The sequence below is a fragment of the Aeromonas sp. XH genome (genome assembly GCF_033348475.1).
GTDB classification, from domain to species: Bacteria; Pseudomonadota; Gammaproteobacteria; order Enterobacterales; family Aeromonadaceae; genus Aeromonas; species Aeromonas sanarellii.
In genome coordinates, this window is sequence record NZ_CP137630.1 from 937,542 (window position 1) to 953,337 (window position 15,796).

The 15,796-nt window shown below is 65.1% G+C and carries 16 protein-coding genes; 12 read left to right on the top strand and 4 right to left on the bottom strand.

Annotation, left to right across the window (positions count from 1 at the left end; all coding sequences use genetic code 11):
* Positions 1 to 8: 8 nt before the first annotated feature.
* The 8 genes from R2B70_RS04455 to R2B70_RS04490 all read left to right on the top strand — a co-directional run bounded on the left by R2B70_RS04455 (position 9) and on the right by R2B70_RS04490 (position 7,832).
* Entirely contained in the window at positions 9 to 611 is a 603-nt protein-coding gene (locus tag R2B70_RS04455; RefSeq protein ID WP_318162744.1) for an outer membrane lipoprotein carrier protein LolA, read from the top strand.
* Positions 601 to 2,952 (top strand): MMPL family transporter, encoded by a 2,352-nt coding sequence (locus R2B70_RS04460; RefSeq protein WP_318162745.1) that lies wholly within the window; start codon positions 601 to 603, stop codon positions 2,950 to 2,952. Before R2B70_RS04455 ends, R2B70_RS04460 begins: the two co-directional genes overlap by 11 nt.
* 32 nt (positions 2,953 to 2,984) lie before the next feature.
* Complete coding sequence (locus R2B70_RS04465; RefSeq protein WP_318162746.1) at positions 2,985 to 3,554, top strand: DUF3261 domain-containing protein; 570 nt, start codon at positions 2,985 to 2,987, stop codon at positions 3,552 to 3,554.
* The gene (locus tag R2B70_RS04470; RefSeq protein ID WP_318162747.1) at positions 3,551 to 4,801 is read left to right on the top strand and encodes a beta-ketoacyl-[acyl-carrier-protein] synthase family protein; all 1,251 of its coding nucleotides are present in this window, start codon (positions 3,551 to 3,553) and stop codon (positions 4,799 to 4,801) included. Before R2B70_RS04465 ends, R2B70_RS04470 begins: the two co-directional genes overlap by 4 nt.
* Positions 4,798 to 5,247: a hotdog family protein gene (locus R2B70_RS04475; RefSeq protein ID WP_318162748.1), complete on the top strand. Its 450-nt coding sequence runs from the start codon at positions 4,798 to 4,800 to the stop codon at positions 5,245 to 5,247. Before R2B70_RS04470 ends, R2B70_RS04475 begins: the two co-directional genes overlap by 4 nt.
* 76 nt (positions 5,248 to 5,323) lie before the next feature.
* Positions 5,324 to 6,049, top strand: a complete 726-nt coding sequence (locus R2B70_RS04480) for a 3-ketoacyl-ACP reductase FabG2 (protein WP_318162749.1) — start codon at positions 5,324 to 5,326, stop codon at positions 6,047 to 6,049.
* A gap of 55 nt (positions 6,050 to 6,104) precedes the next feature.
* Positions 6,105 to 7,331, top strand: coding sequence for a beta-ketoacyl-ACP synthase (locus tag R2B70_RS04485; RefSeq protein ID WP_318162750.1), 1,227 nt, complete (start codon positions 6,105 to 6,107; stop codon positions 7,329 to 7,331).
* 162 nt (positions 7,332 to 7,493) lie between these two features.
* A complete protein-coding gene (locus R2B70_RS04490) occupies positions 7,494 to 7,832 on the top strand; it encodes a DUF2541 family protein (RefSeq protein WP_257520094.1) in 339 nt (112 codons plus the stop codon).
* 80 nt (positions 7,833 to 7,912) lie between these two features.
* On the opposite strand, the gene mog is transcribed toward R2B70_RS04490, so the two are convergent.
* On the bottom strand, positions 7,913 to 8,443 hold the full coding sequence (mog, locus tag R2B70_RS04495) for a molybdopterin adenylyltransferase (protein WP_318162752.1): 531 nt from the start codon (positions 8,441 to 8,443) through the stop codon (positions 7,913 to 7,915).
* A gap of 407 nt (positions 8,444 to 8,850) precedes the next feature.
* On the opposite strand from mog, the gene R2B70_RS04500 reads away from it, so the two are divergent.
* The 4 genes from R2B70_RS04500 to folA all read left to right on the top strand — a co-directional run bounded on the left by R2B70_RS04500 (position 8,851) and on the right by folA (position 11,259).
* A complete protein-coding gene (locus tag R2B70_RS04500) occupies positions 8,851 to 9,189 on the top strand; it encodes a DUF3135 domain-containing protein (RefSeq protein ID WP_042079166.1) in 339 nt (112 codons plus the stop codon).
* 218 nt (positions 9,190 to 9,407) lie between these two features.
* The gene (locus R2B70_RS04505; protein WP_042079167.1) at positions 9,408 to 10,205 is read left to right on the top strand and encodes a threonine/serine exporter family protein; all 798 of its coding nucleotides are present in this window, start codon (positions 9,408 to 9,410) and stop codon (positions 10,203 to 10,205) included.
* A gap of 67 nt (positions 10,206 to 10,272) precedes the next feature.
* Positions 10,273 to 10,740 (top strand): threonine/serine exporter family protein, encoded by a 468-nt coding sequence (locus tag R2B70_RS04510; protein WP_042079168.1) that lies wholly within the window; start codon positions 10,273 to 10,275, stop codon positions 10,738 to 10,740.
* Positions 10,741 to 10,764: 24 nt separating this feature from the next.
* Positions 10,765 to 11,259 carry a type 3 dihydrofolate reductase gene (gene folA / locus R2B70_RS04515; RefSeq protein WP_042079169.1) on the top strand — a complete coding sequence of 165 codons (495 nt, stop codon included), beginning with the start codon at positions 10,765 to 10,767 and terminating at the stop codon, positions 11,257 to 11,259.
* Between the two features lie 66 nt (positions 11,260 to 11,325).
* Here folA and R2B70_RS04520 read toward each other — a convergent pair whose 3' ends face one another.
* Genes R2B70_RS04520 through R2B70_RS04530 form a run of 3 tightly spaced genes read right to left on the bottom strand, consistent with a single transcriptional unit; the run spans position 11,326 to position 15,621 of the window.
* Positions 11,326 to 12,132 carry a phosphoadenylyl-sulfate reductase gene (locus tag R2B70_RS04520; protein ID WP_318162753.1) on the bottom strand — a complete coding sequence of 269 codons (807 nt, stop codon included), beginning with the start codon at positions 12,130 to 12,132 and terminating at the stop codon, positions 11,326 to 11,328.
* On the bottom strand, positions 12,122 to 13,834 hold the full coding sequence (gene cysI / locus R2B70_RS04525) for an assimilatory sulfite reductase (NADPH) hemoprotein subunit (protein ID WP_318162754.1): 1,713 nt from the start codon (positions 13,832 to 13,834) through the stop codon (positions 12,122 to 12,124). The genes R2B70_RS04520 and cysI overlap by 11 nt, the downstream gene beginning before the upstream one ends.
* The gene (locus R2B70_RS04530; protein ID WP_318163318.1) at positions 13,834 to 15,621 is read right to left on the bottom strand and encodes an assimilatory sulfite reductase (NADPH) flavoprotein subunit; all 1,788 of its coding nucleotides are present in this window, start codon (positions 15,619 to 15,621) and stop codon (positions 13,834 to 13,836) included. Before R2B70_RS04530 ends, cysI begins: the two co-directional genes overlap by 1 nt.
* Positions 15,622 to 15,796: the final 175 nt, after the last annotated feature.

Here is a 15,796-nt window from a genome sequence, read left to right on the forward strand (position 1 = left end):
TCAGAGGAATGGGAGGCTGGATCTGTGCCTGCCTGTGGCTGATGATGCCGATGGGCGCATGGGCCTTGCCCATGACCCAGGCGGAGGTCCGCGAGCTGCTGAGTGCCGAGCCCGCCCAGCGCGCCCGCTTCGAGCAGGAGAAGCAGGTGGAAGGGCTGGCCCGGCCCCTGACATCCAGCGGCGAGCTGCTGCTGGTGCGGGGTCAGGGGCTCTGGTGGCATCAGCGACAGCCCTTCGAGCTGGCCCTGAGCCTGACCGCCAAGCGCATGAGCCAGCAGGTGATGCAGGGCCCTGTCCAGGTGATCGACAATCCCCAGCTGCTCCAGTTCAGCAGCATGATGCTGGCCCTGTTCGGTTCGGACGAGCAGACGCTGACCCGCTACTTCGCCCTCGCTTTCCAGTCCGGCGAGCAGGGCTGGAGCCTGGTGCTGACGCCGCAGGTGGCGCCGCTCGACAAGGTGTTTGCCAGCCTGACCCTGAGCGGCGGCAAGCAGCTGGAGCGGCTGGTGATCGCCGATCGCCAGGGAGACGAGACCCGCATCCGCTTCTCTCACTGGCAGAGGGTGACGCTGCCCCTATCTGCCGAGGAGCAGGCCCATTTTGCTCCCTGAACAGCCCGCCGCATCTGCTGCCGAACGCGCATCCTCTGTCCGGGGCTGGAGCGAGCTGACCTGGCGCCGCTTCTCCTGCTGCTGGCTGCTGCTCAGTCTGCTGGCCTTGGCGCTGCTCGGCTGGCAGCTCTCCCTGGGCCGGATCAACACCAGCCTGATGGACCTGTTGCCCCACGAGGAGCGCGCCACCCTGGATCCGGCCCTGCGTGAGGGCCTGCTGCGCCAGCTCGACAGGCAGCTGGTCTGGATGCTGAGCCTGCCGGCGGGCCAGGATGGCCGCGTCGCGGCGCAGGCGTGGGCCAAGACCCTGAACGCCTTGCCCGAGCTCAGTGCGGTTCGCGGTGCCCAGCCTGAACTGGCCTCGGTCTGGCAAGGGTTTCTCTATGACCATGCCTGGCAGCGCCTCGACGAGGGCAGCCGGGCCCGGCTGGCGGCGGGGCCGGAGGCCTGGAGCCAGTGGGTGCTCGGCCAGATCTACAGCCCCTTCGGCGGCGTCTCCCGCGCCGAGTGGCAGGCCGACCCCCTGCTGCTGGTCCGGGCCGGGGTGCAGGGCCAGATTGCCAGCCCCCTGCGTCTCGACCATGGCTGGCTGCTGAGCGAGGATGGGGCCGGCAGGCAGTGGTTCCTGCTGCGGGCCGAGCTGGATCTGTCGGCCTTCGACCTCGCTCGCAATACCGAGCTGCTAAGCCGCCTCGACGCGGTGGAGCAGGGCCTCAAGAGCCAATATCCCGGCTTGGAGCTGCTGCGCCGAGGTACCCTCTTCTACAGCCAGCACGCCAGCGACCTGGCCCAGCAAGACATCTCCACCATAGGGCTGGGCTCCACGGTCGGGGTCCTGCTGCTGATGTGGCTGGCGTTTCGCTCGTACCGGGCGCTCTGGATCTCCCTGCTGCCCATCGCCATCGGCCTCGCCTGGGGGGTACTGGCCGTGGTGCTGTGGTTTGGCGAGGTGCACATCTTCACCCTGGTGATCAGCGCCAGCCTGGTGGGCATCATAGATTACGGCATCCACTTCCTGACCGAGCGGCGCCTGCACGGCCAGCAGGAGAGCCCGCACCAGACCCGCGCCCGCCTGCTGCCCAGCCTCTCGATGGCACTGTTTGCGACCCTGGTGGGCTATGGCCTGCTCTGGCTCGCCCCCTTCCCCGGCTTGCAGCAGATGGCGCTCTGCGCCCTGGTGGGGCTGACGGCCTCGTTCATTACCGTGCTCTGCCTGTTCCCGCTCTGGCTCGGTGACCTGCCCCGGCGGGAGGCGCGCGTGCTGGTGCCGATGGCGCTCTGGCTCAGCTGGTGGCGCGAGTGGCCCGCCTTGCGCCGGGGCGTGCCGCTGCTCTGCCTGACCCTGATCGGGGCGGGATTGAGCCGGCTGGAGGTCGACGACGATATCGCCCGTCTGCAACCCCTGCCCACCGAGTTGCAGGCCCAGGAGCGGCAGATCCAGCAGCTCACCGGCCAGCAGGGGGGCATGACCGGCTTCCTGGTGACGGCGAAAGATGGGGAGACCGCCCTGCAGCGCCTCGAGGCCATGAGCCAGAAGCTGACCGAGGCCAGGGCCGCGGGCCAGCTGGCGGGCTTCGTCTCGCTGGCCCAGTGGCTGCCCTCCCTGGCGCAGCAGCGGGCGGATCACGCCGCCCTCACCCGTCTGCTGCCCGAGGTGGTGGCGCGGCTCAACCGGGCCGGGGTGCCGGCCAGGGCCGAGCCTCGCCCCTGGCATCCCCTGACTCCGGCGCACTGGCTCGGGAGTCCCGTCAGCGAGGGAAGTCGGTTGCTCTGGCACGGCTTGCCAGATGGTCGGGTCGCGCTCTGGCTGCCGGTCTACGGGGTGACGGACGGGGCGGCCGTGGCGGCCCTGGCCGAGGGGCAGGAGGGGGTCTTCTGGCAGGATCAGCGCGGCCAGTGGAGCCAGCTGTTTGCCCACTACCGCGTCAAGCTGACCGAGCTGCTGCTGCTGGCCATCGCCCTGGTGGGCGTGTTGCTGTGGGTGAGGTTCGGCTGGCGCAAGAGCCTGCGGATCCTGCTGATCAGCGGCTTCTCGCTGGGGGCAGGCCTGGCCCTGCTGGCCGCCTGCGGTCAGCCGCTCACTCTGTTCGGGGTGCTGGCCATGAGCCTCATCTTCGGCATCGGCATCGACTACAGCCTCTTCTTCGCCTACAGCGGCGAAGATCCCCTGCGCCAGCGCTCGACCATGTTCGCCATCCTGCTGGCCAACCTGACCACCCAGCTGTCGTTCGGCCTGCTGGCCCTGAGCCATACCTCGGCCATCGAGGGCTTCGGCCTAGTGCTGAGCGGCGGTATCTTTATCGCGTTTCTGCTCTCGCCACTGGTGCTGGAGCGGCGATGACCACCATTCACCACAGCCCTGCAGGACTCATTATGAAGCAGCTCTTGCCTCTGTTGTTCGCCCTCTTGCTCGGCGCCTGCGCCAGCCAGCCCGTGCCCGAGAACCGCGCCTATCTGGCCCCGGGCGCCAGTGTGCTGCTGCCGGCACCGGTCCGTGCCCAGCCCCTCTATCGCCAGCAACTGCTGAGCGCCCACAGCAAGGGGGGAGATCATCAGCTGCTGACCGTGCTGGAGGCCGACGGCCACCGGCTCGCCCTGGCAGGCTTGACCCCGAGCGGGATCCGCCTGTTCCGGCTCAGCTATGACGGCGAGAGCATTCACACCGAGCAGCTCGCCGCGCTGCTCGGCGGTACCGCCCTGCCGCCGGTGACCCAGGTGCTCGCCGACGTGATGCTGAGCTACTGGCCGCTCACAGCCTGGCAGCCCAGGTTGCCGGCAGGCTGGCGCCTCGAGGATGACGGCATGGTGCGGCGCCTGACCGATCCCGACGGCCGGCTGGTGAGCGAGATCCACTACCGCCTGATCGCCGGGGAGCGCGAGCCGGTGCGGCTCATCCAGCACGCCTTCGATTACCAGTTGCAGATGGAGAGGCTGGCCCCATGAATCTGAACGTGAAAGGCGCGGCTCCCGTTGCCCCCTGTTATATCCAGGGTTATGGCCTGATCTGCGCATTGGGGGAGGGCAAGGCGGCCGTGTCTGCGGCCCTGGCCCGCTGGCAACAGGCCGACATCACCCCCCTCGACGGTGAACGGGCCGTACTGAGCGATGGCCGGCTCGTGCCGGTCGGCCGGGTGCACGCCGAACTGCCCGCCATCCCGGCGGCGCTCTGTGCCTATGAATCGCGCAACAACCGCCTGCTGCTGGCGGCACTTGCCCAGATCCAGCCCGCCCTCGACGGGCTCAAGTGCCGGCTGGGCGCGGATCGCATCGCCATCGTGCTCGGCACCAGCACCTCGGGGATCGCCGAGGCCGAGGTCGCCGTCGCGGCCATGCACTCGGGCCAACCGCTGCCGGCGGGGTTTGACTACCGCCAGCAGGAGCTGGGCTCGCCGAGCGAGTTTCTGGCCCGCCATCTGGGCCTCACCGGCCCCGCCTATACCCTCTCCACCGCCTGTTCATCCAGCGCCCGCGCCTTCATCAGCGGTCAGCGGCTGTTGATGAGCGGGCTGGCGGATGCGGTCATCGTCGGGGGGGCGGACAGCCTGTGCGGGCTGACCCTCAACGGCTTCGACAGCCTGGAGTCCCTGAGCCTAGAGCGCTGTCGCCCCTTTGGCCGCGAGCGGCGGGGCATCAACATCGGGGAGGGGGCCGCCCTCTTCCTGCTGACCCGGGAGCACGCCGAACTGGCCCTGCTGGGTGCCGGTGAATCCTCCGATGCCTGGCACATCTCGGCCCCTCATCCGGAGGGGATCGGGGCCGAAGCCGCGATGGCCATGGCGCTGCGCCAGGCCGGGCTCGGCGCCGCCGACCTTGACTACATCAACCTGCACGGCACCGCGACCCGGCTCAACGACGAGATGGAGAGCCAGGCCCTGGCCCGTCTGTTTGGCGGAAAAGGGACGGCGCCCTGCAGCTCCACCAAGATGCTGACCGGCCACACCCTGGGAGCGGCGGGCGCCATCGAGGCGGCGCTCTGCTGCCTGCTGATGGAGCTGGGACTGGCCCTGCCTCATCAGGGGGGCGAGCAGGATCCCGCCCTGGCGCCCATCGCGCTGGTGCAGGCCGGCGTGGCTTCCGGTCGTGGCAGACCAGTGGCCAGGGTGCTGTCCAACTCCTTCGCCTTCGGCGGCAATAACGCCAGCCTGCTGCTGGGGCGTACCGTGCCGATTGATCAGGGGAAAGAAGCATGAACGAGATCACCATCGCCGAGTTGCTGCCCCACCAGGCCCCCATGCTGCTGCTGGACCGGCTGCTGGACTACCAGGGAGCCAGAGTGCGCTGCGAGACCCGTATCGGCGAGCGCCATGGCCTGTTGCTGGACGAGCGGGGCAATCTGCCCGCCTGGGTGGGTCTTGAGCTGATGGCCCAGACCATAGCCGCCTGGGCCGGGATGCGGGCCAGGGCGCGGGGGAAACCGGTGCGCATCGGCATGCTGCTCGGTAGCCGGCAGTACCAGTGTCGGGTGCCGAGCTTCGCGGCCGGTGAGCGGATCGTCATCGAGGCCGAATGCCTGCTGGAGGATGGCGGCATGGCGAGCTTCGAGTGCCGGATCCTGTGCGGGGATCTGCCCTGCGCCGAGGCCAGGCTCAGCACCTATCTGCCGGGCGATGAAGCGTTGTCGACCCTGCTTGGATAGCAGGACAGATGCGATCCTGGCGGGGTTGGTTGCATGCAACCGTCGAATTGTCTGTTTTTTTGAAGAGGGAGTGAGGATGAATTCCACCGTACTGGTGACCGGTGCCAGCAAGGGCATAGGCCGTGCCATCGCCCTGAGGCTGGCCGCCGATGGCTTTCATGTCGTGGTGCACTATCACAGCGATCGGGAAGGGGCCGAGGGTACCCTGAGTGAGCTGACGGCCGCGGGGGGGCAGGGGCGCCTCATCCAGTTCGATATCTCGGACAGGGAGCAGTGCCGCAGCCGGCTGGAGGGCGATATCGAGGCCCACGGCGCCTACTACGGGGTGGTCTGCAACGCCGGCGTCATCCGCGACGGTGCCTTCCCGGCCCTGACCGACGAGGAGTGGGACGGGGTGGTGCACACCAACCTTGACGGCTTCTACAACCTGCTCAAACCCTGCATCATGCCCATGATAGGCCTTCGCAGGGGCGGGCGCATCGTGACCCTCTCCTCGGTCTCCGGCCTGATGGGCAATCGCGGCCAGGTCAACTACAGCGCGGCCAAGGCGGGCATCATAGGGGCCAGCAAGGCCCTGGCCCTGGAGCTGGCCAAGCGCAGGATCACGGTGAACTGCGTGGCCCCCGGCCTCATCGACACCGGCATGGTCAATGCCGAGGTGGAGGCGGAAGCGCTGAAGATGATCCCCCTCAAGCGGATGGGGCAGGCCGACGAAGTGGCGGGGCTGGTCTCCTATCTGATGTCGGACATCGCAGGTTACGTCACCCGCCAGGTCATCTCGATCAACGGAGGCCTGGTATGAGGGGGGACATGAGACGGGTTGACCCGGTGAAGGGGAACGGATGGAGAGTAGCAGCATGAAGCGTGTCGTCGTCACCGGCATGGCCGGCGTGACCGCCTTTGGCAATGACTGGCAGAGCGTGGGGCCCCGCCTCAGGGAGGAGCGCAACGCCGTGCGCGCCATGCCGGAGTGGGCCGTCTATGAGGGTTTGAATACCCGGTTGGCGGCCCCCATCGCGGACTTTGCACTGCCGGCCCGCTATCCGCGCAAGAAGACCCGGGCCATGGGGCGGGTCTCTGAGCTGGCGACCGTGGCCACCGAGCTGGCCCTGGCGCAGGCGGGGCTGCTCGACCATCCGGTGCTGACCGGCGGGCGCACCGGGATCGCCTATGGATCCTCCATCGGCAGCACGACCCCCATCAGCGCCTTTGGCGCCATGCTCAATGACAAGACCACCGCCAGCATCACGGCCACCACCTATGTGCAGATGATGCCGCACACGGCGGCGGTCAATACCGGGCTCTTCTTCGGTCTGCGGGGGAGGGTCATTCCCACCTCCAGTGCCTGCACCTCGGGCAGCCAGGGCATAGGTTACGCCTATGAGGCGATCAAGCACGGCTATCAGGATGTGATGGTCGCCGGGGGGGCCGAAGAGTTGTGCCCGTCCGAGGCCGTGGTGTTCGATACCCTGTTCGCCACCAGCCAGATGAACGACACCCCTTCCCTCAGTCCCAGGCCGTTTGACCGGGACCGGGATGGCCTGGTGATCGGCGAGGGGGCGGGGACCCTGATCCTGGAGGAGCTGGAGCACGCCAGGGCGCGTGGTGCCCACATCATCGCCGAGCTGGTGGGCTTTGCCACCAACTGCGACGCTGCCCATGTGACCCAGCCCCAGCAGGAGACCATGCAGCTCTGCATGGCGCTGGCGCTGGCGGATGCCGGTCTCGAACCCAAGGACATCGGTTACATCAGCGCCCATGGCACGGCCACCGAGCGCGGCGATATCGCCGAGAGTCATGCCACCGCCGCCCTGTTCGGCGACAGGACGCCCATCTCCTCCCTCAAGAGCTATTTCGGCCATACCCTGGGGGCCTGCGGCGCCATCGAGGCCTGGCTCTCCCTGGAGATGATGGCCGAGGGCTGGTTCGCCCCGACCCTCAACCTGAACGAACCGGATCCGGCCTGCGCCCCCCTGGACCATGTCCGCAGCGGTGGCCGGATGCTGGATGTGGAGTACCTGATGTCCAACAACTTCGCCTTTGGTGGCATCAACACCTCCCTCATCTTCAAGCGCTGGGCCTGACGGGGAGGCGCCCGTTCAGCCCTGGTCCAGCTTGGATTCAGCTCCAGTACAGCCTGGGTTTAGGTTCGGCTCATTAAGATGCCTCCATTTTCAGGAGGCATCATGTCCATTTCACACCCTCGTCAAGCTCACGCGCCCGGCCTGGTCGCGCTCTCGTTCTCCCTGCTGATGCTGGCCACGCCGGCCCTGGCCGATGATGATATTCGCCTTGGCAAGACACTGCTGCTGGGCGTGGGGGATTATCCGGCCACTATCCCCATGGTCATCTGTCGACCCGTCAAGTCGCTCATGGTGAAGGCGAGGCGGGATCTGACCCTGGACAGGGTCAAGGTGATCTACGGCAACGACCGCAGCAAGACCCTGCACTTTGACAGGCACCTGAAAGAGGGTCAGGAGTCTGGGTGGAAGTCCCTCGGCAGCCGGCTCTGCATCAAGAAGATAGAGGTCTACGGCAACTCGTCAGGGAGCAAGGCCGGCGTCGAGGTCTATGGCAGGAAGTAGCGGGCAGGGCGCGGCGCGAGACCATAAAACAAGGTGGTCGGTTCTTTCGTCCACCTTGTTCATGTCATGGAGAGAGTGGCTTATTTCTTGGGACGGAACGGCTTGATGACCGCCTCGTCGCACTCGAGATAGGGCCCTTCCATCAGATCGATGCAGTAGGGGATGGCGGGGAAGACAGCGTCCAGGCACTCGCGGATGGACTTGGGCTTGCCCGGCAGGTTGACGATGAGGGCGCTGCCGCGCAGGCCGGCGGTCTGGCGCGACAAGATGGCGGTCGGCACGAACTTGAGGGACTCTGCCCGCATCAGTTCGCCAAAGCCCGGCATCATGCGATCGCAGACCGCTTCGGTCGCCTCCGGGGTCACATCCCGCCTGGCCGGCCCTGTGCCGCCCGTGGTGACGACGAGGCAGCACTGCTCTTCGTCGACCAGCCGAGACAGGGTTGCCTCGATCTGGTCCCGCTCGTCCGGGATCACCTGATAGACGGGCTCCCACGTCGAGGTCAGATAGGCGTTCAGCGTGTCTATGATGGCCTTGCCGGAGAGATCTTCGTAGATGCCCGCGCTGGCGCGATCGCTGACGGTGACGATACCGATTCTTGCCTTGCTCATGGTCTGCTCTTGGTTGTCCTAATAAGTGGAAAATAAAATAACATAATCAGTGAGATATGTTAAACCACCGGGTGGAGGCGGGAAGTCGGGTCATTCAGGCCGAGATTCGAACGAAAAACTATTTATGTCGCACCGATGAATAGAGCATAAGAGTGGCTATAAACGACTTTAAATTTTATAAAAAAACTGACGCAGGCAGATTGAAAACAATTTCATGAATCATAAGGAATAAATGAATTCCTCCCCGGCAAAACGCCCCCTTCTCCGGAAAGAAGGACTCCTGTGGCTCGGAGCTGACTGACCCAAATTCATCGCCATCTTATATAACCTTTCCTATGGACAGTGAAGGAGTGATGCACCGGCGGCGTCGTGCCGTGCCACCACCACAGGTCCAGCTAGGAGGAGACATGGAGCTGCCCGATTTCGACACCCTGAAGCACTGGGCCCTGGCCGACCCGAAGCGGCTCGATGCGCTGCTACACCAGCAGATAGATGCCCTGATCGCCCAGGTGGGACCGGAGCAGCAGCGGCGGTTGCGAGGCCTGCAATTTCGCATCGACTGTCAGCGCCGTCTCGCCAAGAACAATATGGACAGCTGCATCCGGATTGCCAATATGATGCACGAATCCGTCCATGCCATGCGCCACCATCTCATTCAGCTGCAGAACGAATCATCGGCCGAAACGCAGGATAACCCGTTGCCAAATAATGTTGTCCAGCTTGCGACCTACCGCAAAGAAAAATAACGCCTAGTCACCCGCCGGATATATATTCCCCTCCACTCTTTAATGAAGATCGCCCGGTGTTAAGCAACCTGGGCGATTTGTTTTTTATTTGCTGCAAATCCGCGGCGCCCATTGAATTAATACCCGCAAGGCCGGTGGTACGGCAGATAGGGATGGAGAAATATCACGTTTGGGGTAATATCTCGGCATATTCCATCTTGCTAACACTCAAAGGGATCATGAGCAGCATCACACCAGGAAGGGAGCTGTCGCGGGAGCAGCAGACGGAGATCACCCGGATCATCGTCAAGGCGGGCCAGATGCTGGCCCAGTTTGGGGCCGAGAGCCGCATCATAGAGCAGACCACGGTCCGGCTCGGCATGGCGTTGGGGCTGGAGAGCGTCGAGATGGCCATCTCCTCCAGCGCCATCGTGCTCACCAGCCTCTATCGTGGCAGTTGCGTCACCACCACGCGCCGGGTGCGGGAGCACGGCATCAACATGCAGGTGGTGTGCGAGATCCAGCGCATCTGCATCATGACGGAAAAGGCGCTGATCGGCGCGCGGGAAGTGCGCCAGCGGCTGGAGGCCATCACGCCGTTCCATTACCACCCCTGGCTGGTGGTGCCCATGGTGGGCCTCTCCTGCGGCGCCTTCAGCCTGCTGTTCGGCGGTGACTGGCCCATCTTCCTGGTGACCTGCTTCTCGGCCTCGGTGGCGATGCGGGTGCGCCAGCTGATCGCCCGCCATCACCACAGCCCGCTCATCAACTTCGCCGCCACCGGCTTCATTGCGACACTGCTCTCCTCCAGCGCCACCTTCTTTGGCTGGGGCGAGCAACCCTATCTCGCCATGGCGGCCAGCGTGCTGCTGCTGGTGCCGGGGTTCCCGCTCATCAATGCGGTCTCCGACATGGTGAAGGGCTACTTCAACATGGGGCTGGCCCGCTGGGGCACGGCGACCCTGCTCACCATCAGTGCCGCCATCGGCATCATATTGGCCATGTCGGTCACCGGTATCTGGGGGTGGAAGGTATGAGGGGTTTGCATCAGGCGCCGAATATCACGCTGGCGACGTCGGTCGGCCGCATTCAAGGAGGAAAGGCATGATGGATCTGCTCTGGCTGCTGGCCAAGGATGCCTTCTGGTCGGCGATTCCGGCGGTGGGCTTTGCCATGCTGTTCAACGTACCGCCACGGATGCTGAAATATTGCGCCATGGGGGGCGCGTTGGCCCACAGCCTGCGCACCCTGCTCATCCACTACGGCATGCCCATCGAGTGGGCCACCCTGGCGGCGGCGACCACGGTCGGCTTTGTCTGTGTCTACTGGTCGCGCCGTCTGCTGGCGCCACGCCCGGTGTTCAGCGTCGCCTCCATCATCCCCATGATCCCGGGCAGCTATGCGTTCAAGACCATGATCGCCATAGTGGAGCTCAACATCTCCGGGGTGACCATGGAACTGCTCCAGAGCGCGGTGGAAAACGGCTTGAAGGCTATCTTTATAGTAGGAGCATTGAGTTTCGGGTTGGCGATACCCTCCCTGGTCGTGTACCGTAATCGCCCCATTGTCTGAGTCAGGGTGCAAGAGACCGACACCATGAAAATTTCCATGATTGCCGCCATGGCCCACGATCGCGTGATCGGTCTGGACAACCAGATGCCTTGGCATATGCCGGCCGATCTGGCCCACTTCAAGCGGGTGACCCTGGGCAAGCCGGTGCTGATGGGGCGCAAGACCTTCGAGTCCATCGGCCGCCCGCTGCCCGGGCGTCGCAACCTGGTCATTAGCCGTAATCCGGGATTCAAAGCACCCGGCATAGAGGTTTTTTCATCCATCGACGAGGTGTTGGCCACATTATCTGAGGCCGAGTCGCCAGAGGAGCTGATGGTGATAGGTGGTGGCCACCTCTATGGCCAGCTGCTGCCCCGGGCCGACAGGCTCTATCTGACCCGCATCGATCTGGCGGTGGCAGGGGACACCCGTTTCCCGGCGTTCGACGACGAGCAGTGGCTGCTCGTGGAGAGCGAGGCCCATCCCGCTGACGAGAAGAACCCCCATCCCTATCGCTTCGAGACCTGGCAACGGTGCTGAGTGCGCCGGCCCGAGACGACAACGCCCGGCACTGGCCGGGCGTTTTTTTATGGACGAAGGTCGGGCTCAGATGCCGGAGCCGTCGTTCTCGCCGTTCTCCTCGTGCAGGCCGCACTCGCGCTTGAGGCCGAAGAAGCGGGTCTGCTCCTCGCTCATGCCGGGCTCCCACTTGGTGGTGGTGTGCACGTCGCCCACCGACAGGTAGCCCTGCTCCCACAGCGGGTGGTAGGGCAGGTCGAACTCCTTGAAGTAGTAGAAGACGTCCTTGTTGCTCCAGTCGATCACCGGCAGGAACTTGAAGCGGCCGCGCTGGATGGCCAGCACCGGCAGCTTGCCCCGGCTGCCTGATTGCTCCCGGCGCAGGCCCGAGAACCAGGTGCGGGCACCGAGCTCGTTCAGGGCGCGGTCCATGGGCTCCACCTTGTTGAGCTGGTTGTAGCGGGTGATCCCCTCCACCCCCTGCTCCCACAGGAGACCGAAGCGGGCCTCCTGCCAGGCCGGGCTGAGTTCGGCCCGGTAGATCTTGAGGTTGAGGGCGAGCCGCTCGGTCAGCTCGTCGATGAAACGGTAGGTCTCGGGGAAGAGATAACCGGTATCGGTCAGCACCACGGGCACGTCGGCCCGCTCGCGGCTCACCAGGTGCAGCATGAGCGCCGCCTGGATGCCGAAGCTCGACGACAGCACGTGCTCCCCCGGCAGGTTGGCCAGGGCCCAGCGCACCCGCTCGGGGGCGCTCATGGCGTCCAGCTCCCGGTTGAGGGGGGTCAGCGCCTCGGTCTGCTCCTCGCGGCTCAGGGCCAGCAGGGCGTCGAGGTCGAGCCGGCCGTCGGCGGTGCGCGCCAGCCGGGTTGTACCAGTCTGCTCAGGCTGCATAGAAGTCCCTCGCGGAGTCGATGACCGGGGCTATGATGCCGGCGCGGATGACGAAATCGCCGAAGCACTCGCCCGGGTTGCGATCCTTGGCCCAGCGGCCGATCAGGGCATCCAGCTCCGCCAGGATCTGCGGCTCCGTGATGTTCTCCAGATGCAGGCGCGGGATGCGGGTCCCCTCGAGGTTGCCTCCTAGGTGCAGGTTGTAGCGTCCCGGCGCCTTGCCCACCAGTCCCACTTCCGCCAGCATGGCGCGACCGCAGCCATTGGGGCAGCCGGTGACCCGGAAGATGATGGCGTCATCCGCCAGACCGTGCTTGGCCAGCAAGCCCTCGATGTCGGTGACAAACGCGGGCAACATGCGCTCGGCCTCGGCCATCGCCAGGGGGCAGGTGGGCAGGGCCACGCAGGCCATGGACTGCTTGCGCTGCTCGCTCACGCCGTCATCCAGCAGGCCGTACTGGCGCGCCAGGGCTTCGATGCGGGCCTTCTCGCTGGCGGGAACCCCGGCGATGATCAGGTTCTGGTTGGCGGTCAGGCGGAAGTCACCCTGATGCACCTTGGCGATCTCCAGCATGCCGGTCTTGAGGGGCTTGCCCGGGAAGTCCAGCAGGCGGCCATTCTCGATGAACAGGGTGAGGTGGTGCTTGCCGTCGATCCCCTCCACCCAGCCGAAGCGATCGCCACGGCTGGTGAACTCATAGGGGCGAACCGGCCCGAACTGGATGCCGGCGCGGCTCTCCACCTCGGCCTTGAAAGCCTCGACGCCAACGCGCTCCAGGGTGTACTTGGTCTTGGCGTTCTTGCGGTTGACCCGGTTGCCCCAGTCGCGCTGGGTGCTGACCACGGCCGCCGCCACCTCCAGCACGTGGGAGAGCGGCACGAAGCCAAAGTCGCTCGCCTTGCGCGGGTAGGTGCTGGTGTCGCCATGGGTCATGGCCAGCCCCCCGCCCACCAGCACGTTGAAGCCCACCAGCTTGCCGTGATCGCTAATGGCCACGAAGTTGAGATCGTTGGCGTGGATATCCACGTCGTTGTGGGGCGGGATCACGACCGTCGTCTTGAACTTGCGCGGCAGGTAGGTGGAACCCAGGATCGGCTCCTCGTCACCCCCCAGCTTCTCGCCGTCCAGCCAGATCTCCACGTAGGCGCGGGTCTTGGGCAGCAGGTGTTCGGAGATCTTCTTGGCCCACTCGTAGGCCTCCTGGTGCAGCTCGGACTCCACCGGGTTGCTGGTGCAGAGCACGTTGCGGTTCACGTCGCCCGCGGTGGCTATGCTGTCGATGCCGGTGCTGTTGAGGGTCTGGTGCATCAGCTTGATGTCGCGCTTGAGTACGCCATGGAACTGGAAGGTCTGGCGGGTGGTCAGGCGGATGCTGCCGTAGAGGCTGTGCTCTTCGGCGAACTTGTCGATCACCTGCCACTGGGCCGGGGTGATGATGCCGCCCGGCAGGCGGGCGCGCAGCATGACGTTGTGCAGGGGCTCCAGCTTCTGGGCCGCGCGCTCCGGGCGGATGTCGCGGTCATCCTGCTGGTACATGCCGTGGAAGCGGATCAGCTGGAAGTTGTCGCCGTTGAAGCCACCGGTGAGGGGATCCTGCAGATCCTCGGCTATGGTGCCGCGCAGGAAGTTGCTCTCGCGCTTGAGGCGCTCGTTGTCGGAGAGCGGCCCTTCGACCGGTCCCGGAATCGTTTTTTTGCTCATCAGTAGACATCCCTTTGATAACGTTTGGCACGACGCAATTCGCTCAGATACTCTTCCGCCTCCTCACGGCTCTTGTGGCCGTGTTCGGCAATCACATCCAGCAGGGCCTCCTGCACATCCTTCGCCATGTGATTGGCGTCGCCGCACACATAGAAGTGAGCGCCTGCTTCCAGCCACTGGTAGAGCTCGAGCCCGGCTTCGCGCAGTCTGTCCTGTACATAGATCTTGTGGCCCTGATCCCGGCTGAAGGCCAGGGAAATTTTCGACAGCAGGCCCGATTTCACATAACGCTGCCACTCCACCTGATAGAGGAAGTCCTGGGTGAAGTGGGGGTTGCCGAAGAAGAGCCAGTTCTTGCCCTCCGCCCCCTGGGCCTCCCGCTCCTGCATAAAGGCGCGGAAGGGGGCGATGCCGGTGCCCGGACCCACCATGATGACGGGGGCGTCGGGGTTTTGCGGCAGGCGGAAATTGTCGTTGTGCTCGACGAAGACCCGGATCTCGGCATCTTCGGCCAAGCGGTCCGCCAGATAGGAGGAGGCGCCGCCTGAGCGCACAGTGCCATCTTCCTGCGGGTAGCGCACCACGCCGACGGTCAGGTGCACCTCCTCTTCCACCTCGCTCTGGGCGGAGGCGATGGAGTAGAGGCGGGGGGTGAGGGGGCGCAGCAGCGCGATCAGTTGATCGGCACTCAAGGAAGCCGGGAAGCGTTTCAGTACGTCCACCACCTGGGCGCTGGCCACCAGGGCGTTGATCTGGGCCTTGTCACCGGCCAGATCTTTCAGCGCCGCGTTGCCCGCGATCTCGGCGAGGCCCGTGATAAAGCCGCCGTGCAGCCGGGTCAGCTCGTAGTGGCGGGTCAGGGCGTCCTTCAGGTTGCCATGGGGGGTGGCCTCGTCACCGGTCAGACCGGCCAGGGCCAGCACTTCTCCCACGAGATCCGCGTCGTTGTCGAACCAGATACCGAGCGCATCTCCCGGTTGATAGGTGATGCCGGACTCTTCCAGGTTGATCTCGATATGGCGGATGTCCTTGGTGGAGTCGCGGCCGGTGATCTTCTGGTTCACCGAGAGCCGTGCCGGGAAGGGGTTCTCCTTGTGGTACTGGCTGTGGCCGACGGCGGCCTGCACCGCGCCCGCCACGCTGGCGGTCGCGGCGCCTGCGGACAGGGTGGCGGCCACCGCAGTAACGGCCTGTTCGCCCCAGGCCTTGGCGGCATCCTGATAATCCACATCCAGGCTCGCAAGCTCATAAATGCGCTCACCACCGGCTTTTGACAGGAAGCCGTCGAAATCCTTGCCGGTCTGGCAGAAAAACTCGTAGGAGCTGTCACCCAGCCCCAGCACGGCGAACCTGAGGCCGTCCAGCTTGCCGACCTTGCCCTTCTTGAGCTGCTCGAACAGATCGACGGCGCTCTCGGGGGGCTCCCCCTCCCCGTAAGTGCTCACTACCACCAGCAGGTGTGTCTCTTTCTTGAGTTGCTTGGGTTTGTAGTCCGCCATGGAGGTCAGGGTCACCGGCAGGCCGCGGGCCTCGGCCTGGGCCTTGATGGCGCTGGCCACGCCCTTGGCGTTGCCGGTCTGGGAGCCGTAGAGGATGGTCAGGCTGCCGCCGGGGGCCGCGGCTTCTGCGCCTGCGGCCGCCACGGGCTGGACGCCCGCCTGGGAGAGGCCGTAGAGATAACCGCTGACCCAGGCCAGTTGCTGGGTATTGAGGGTGGAGAGAACTTGGTTGAGCTGGCGCTGCTGTTCGTCAGAGAGCGGGCTCAGGGTGGGGGCTGTCAATGGCATCACACATGTCTTCCATGGTCTGATTTTTGGTCAGGGTAAGGGGTGTAATGAATAACAACAAAGAATAAAAATATCTTCTTTATGCGATTTATGAATTTATAAAGCCAAAATCCATCTCAGCCCCGGGGCGCCCGTGATATAAAAATGGCCTTGCCGAGCCCCCTGTCCCGGGGAT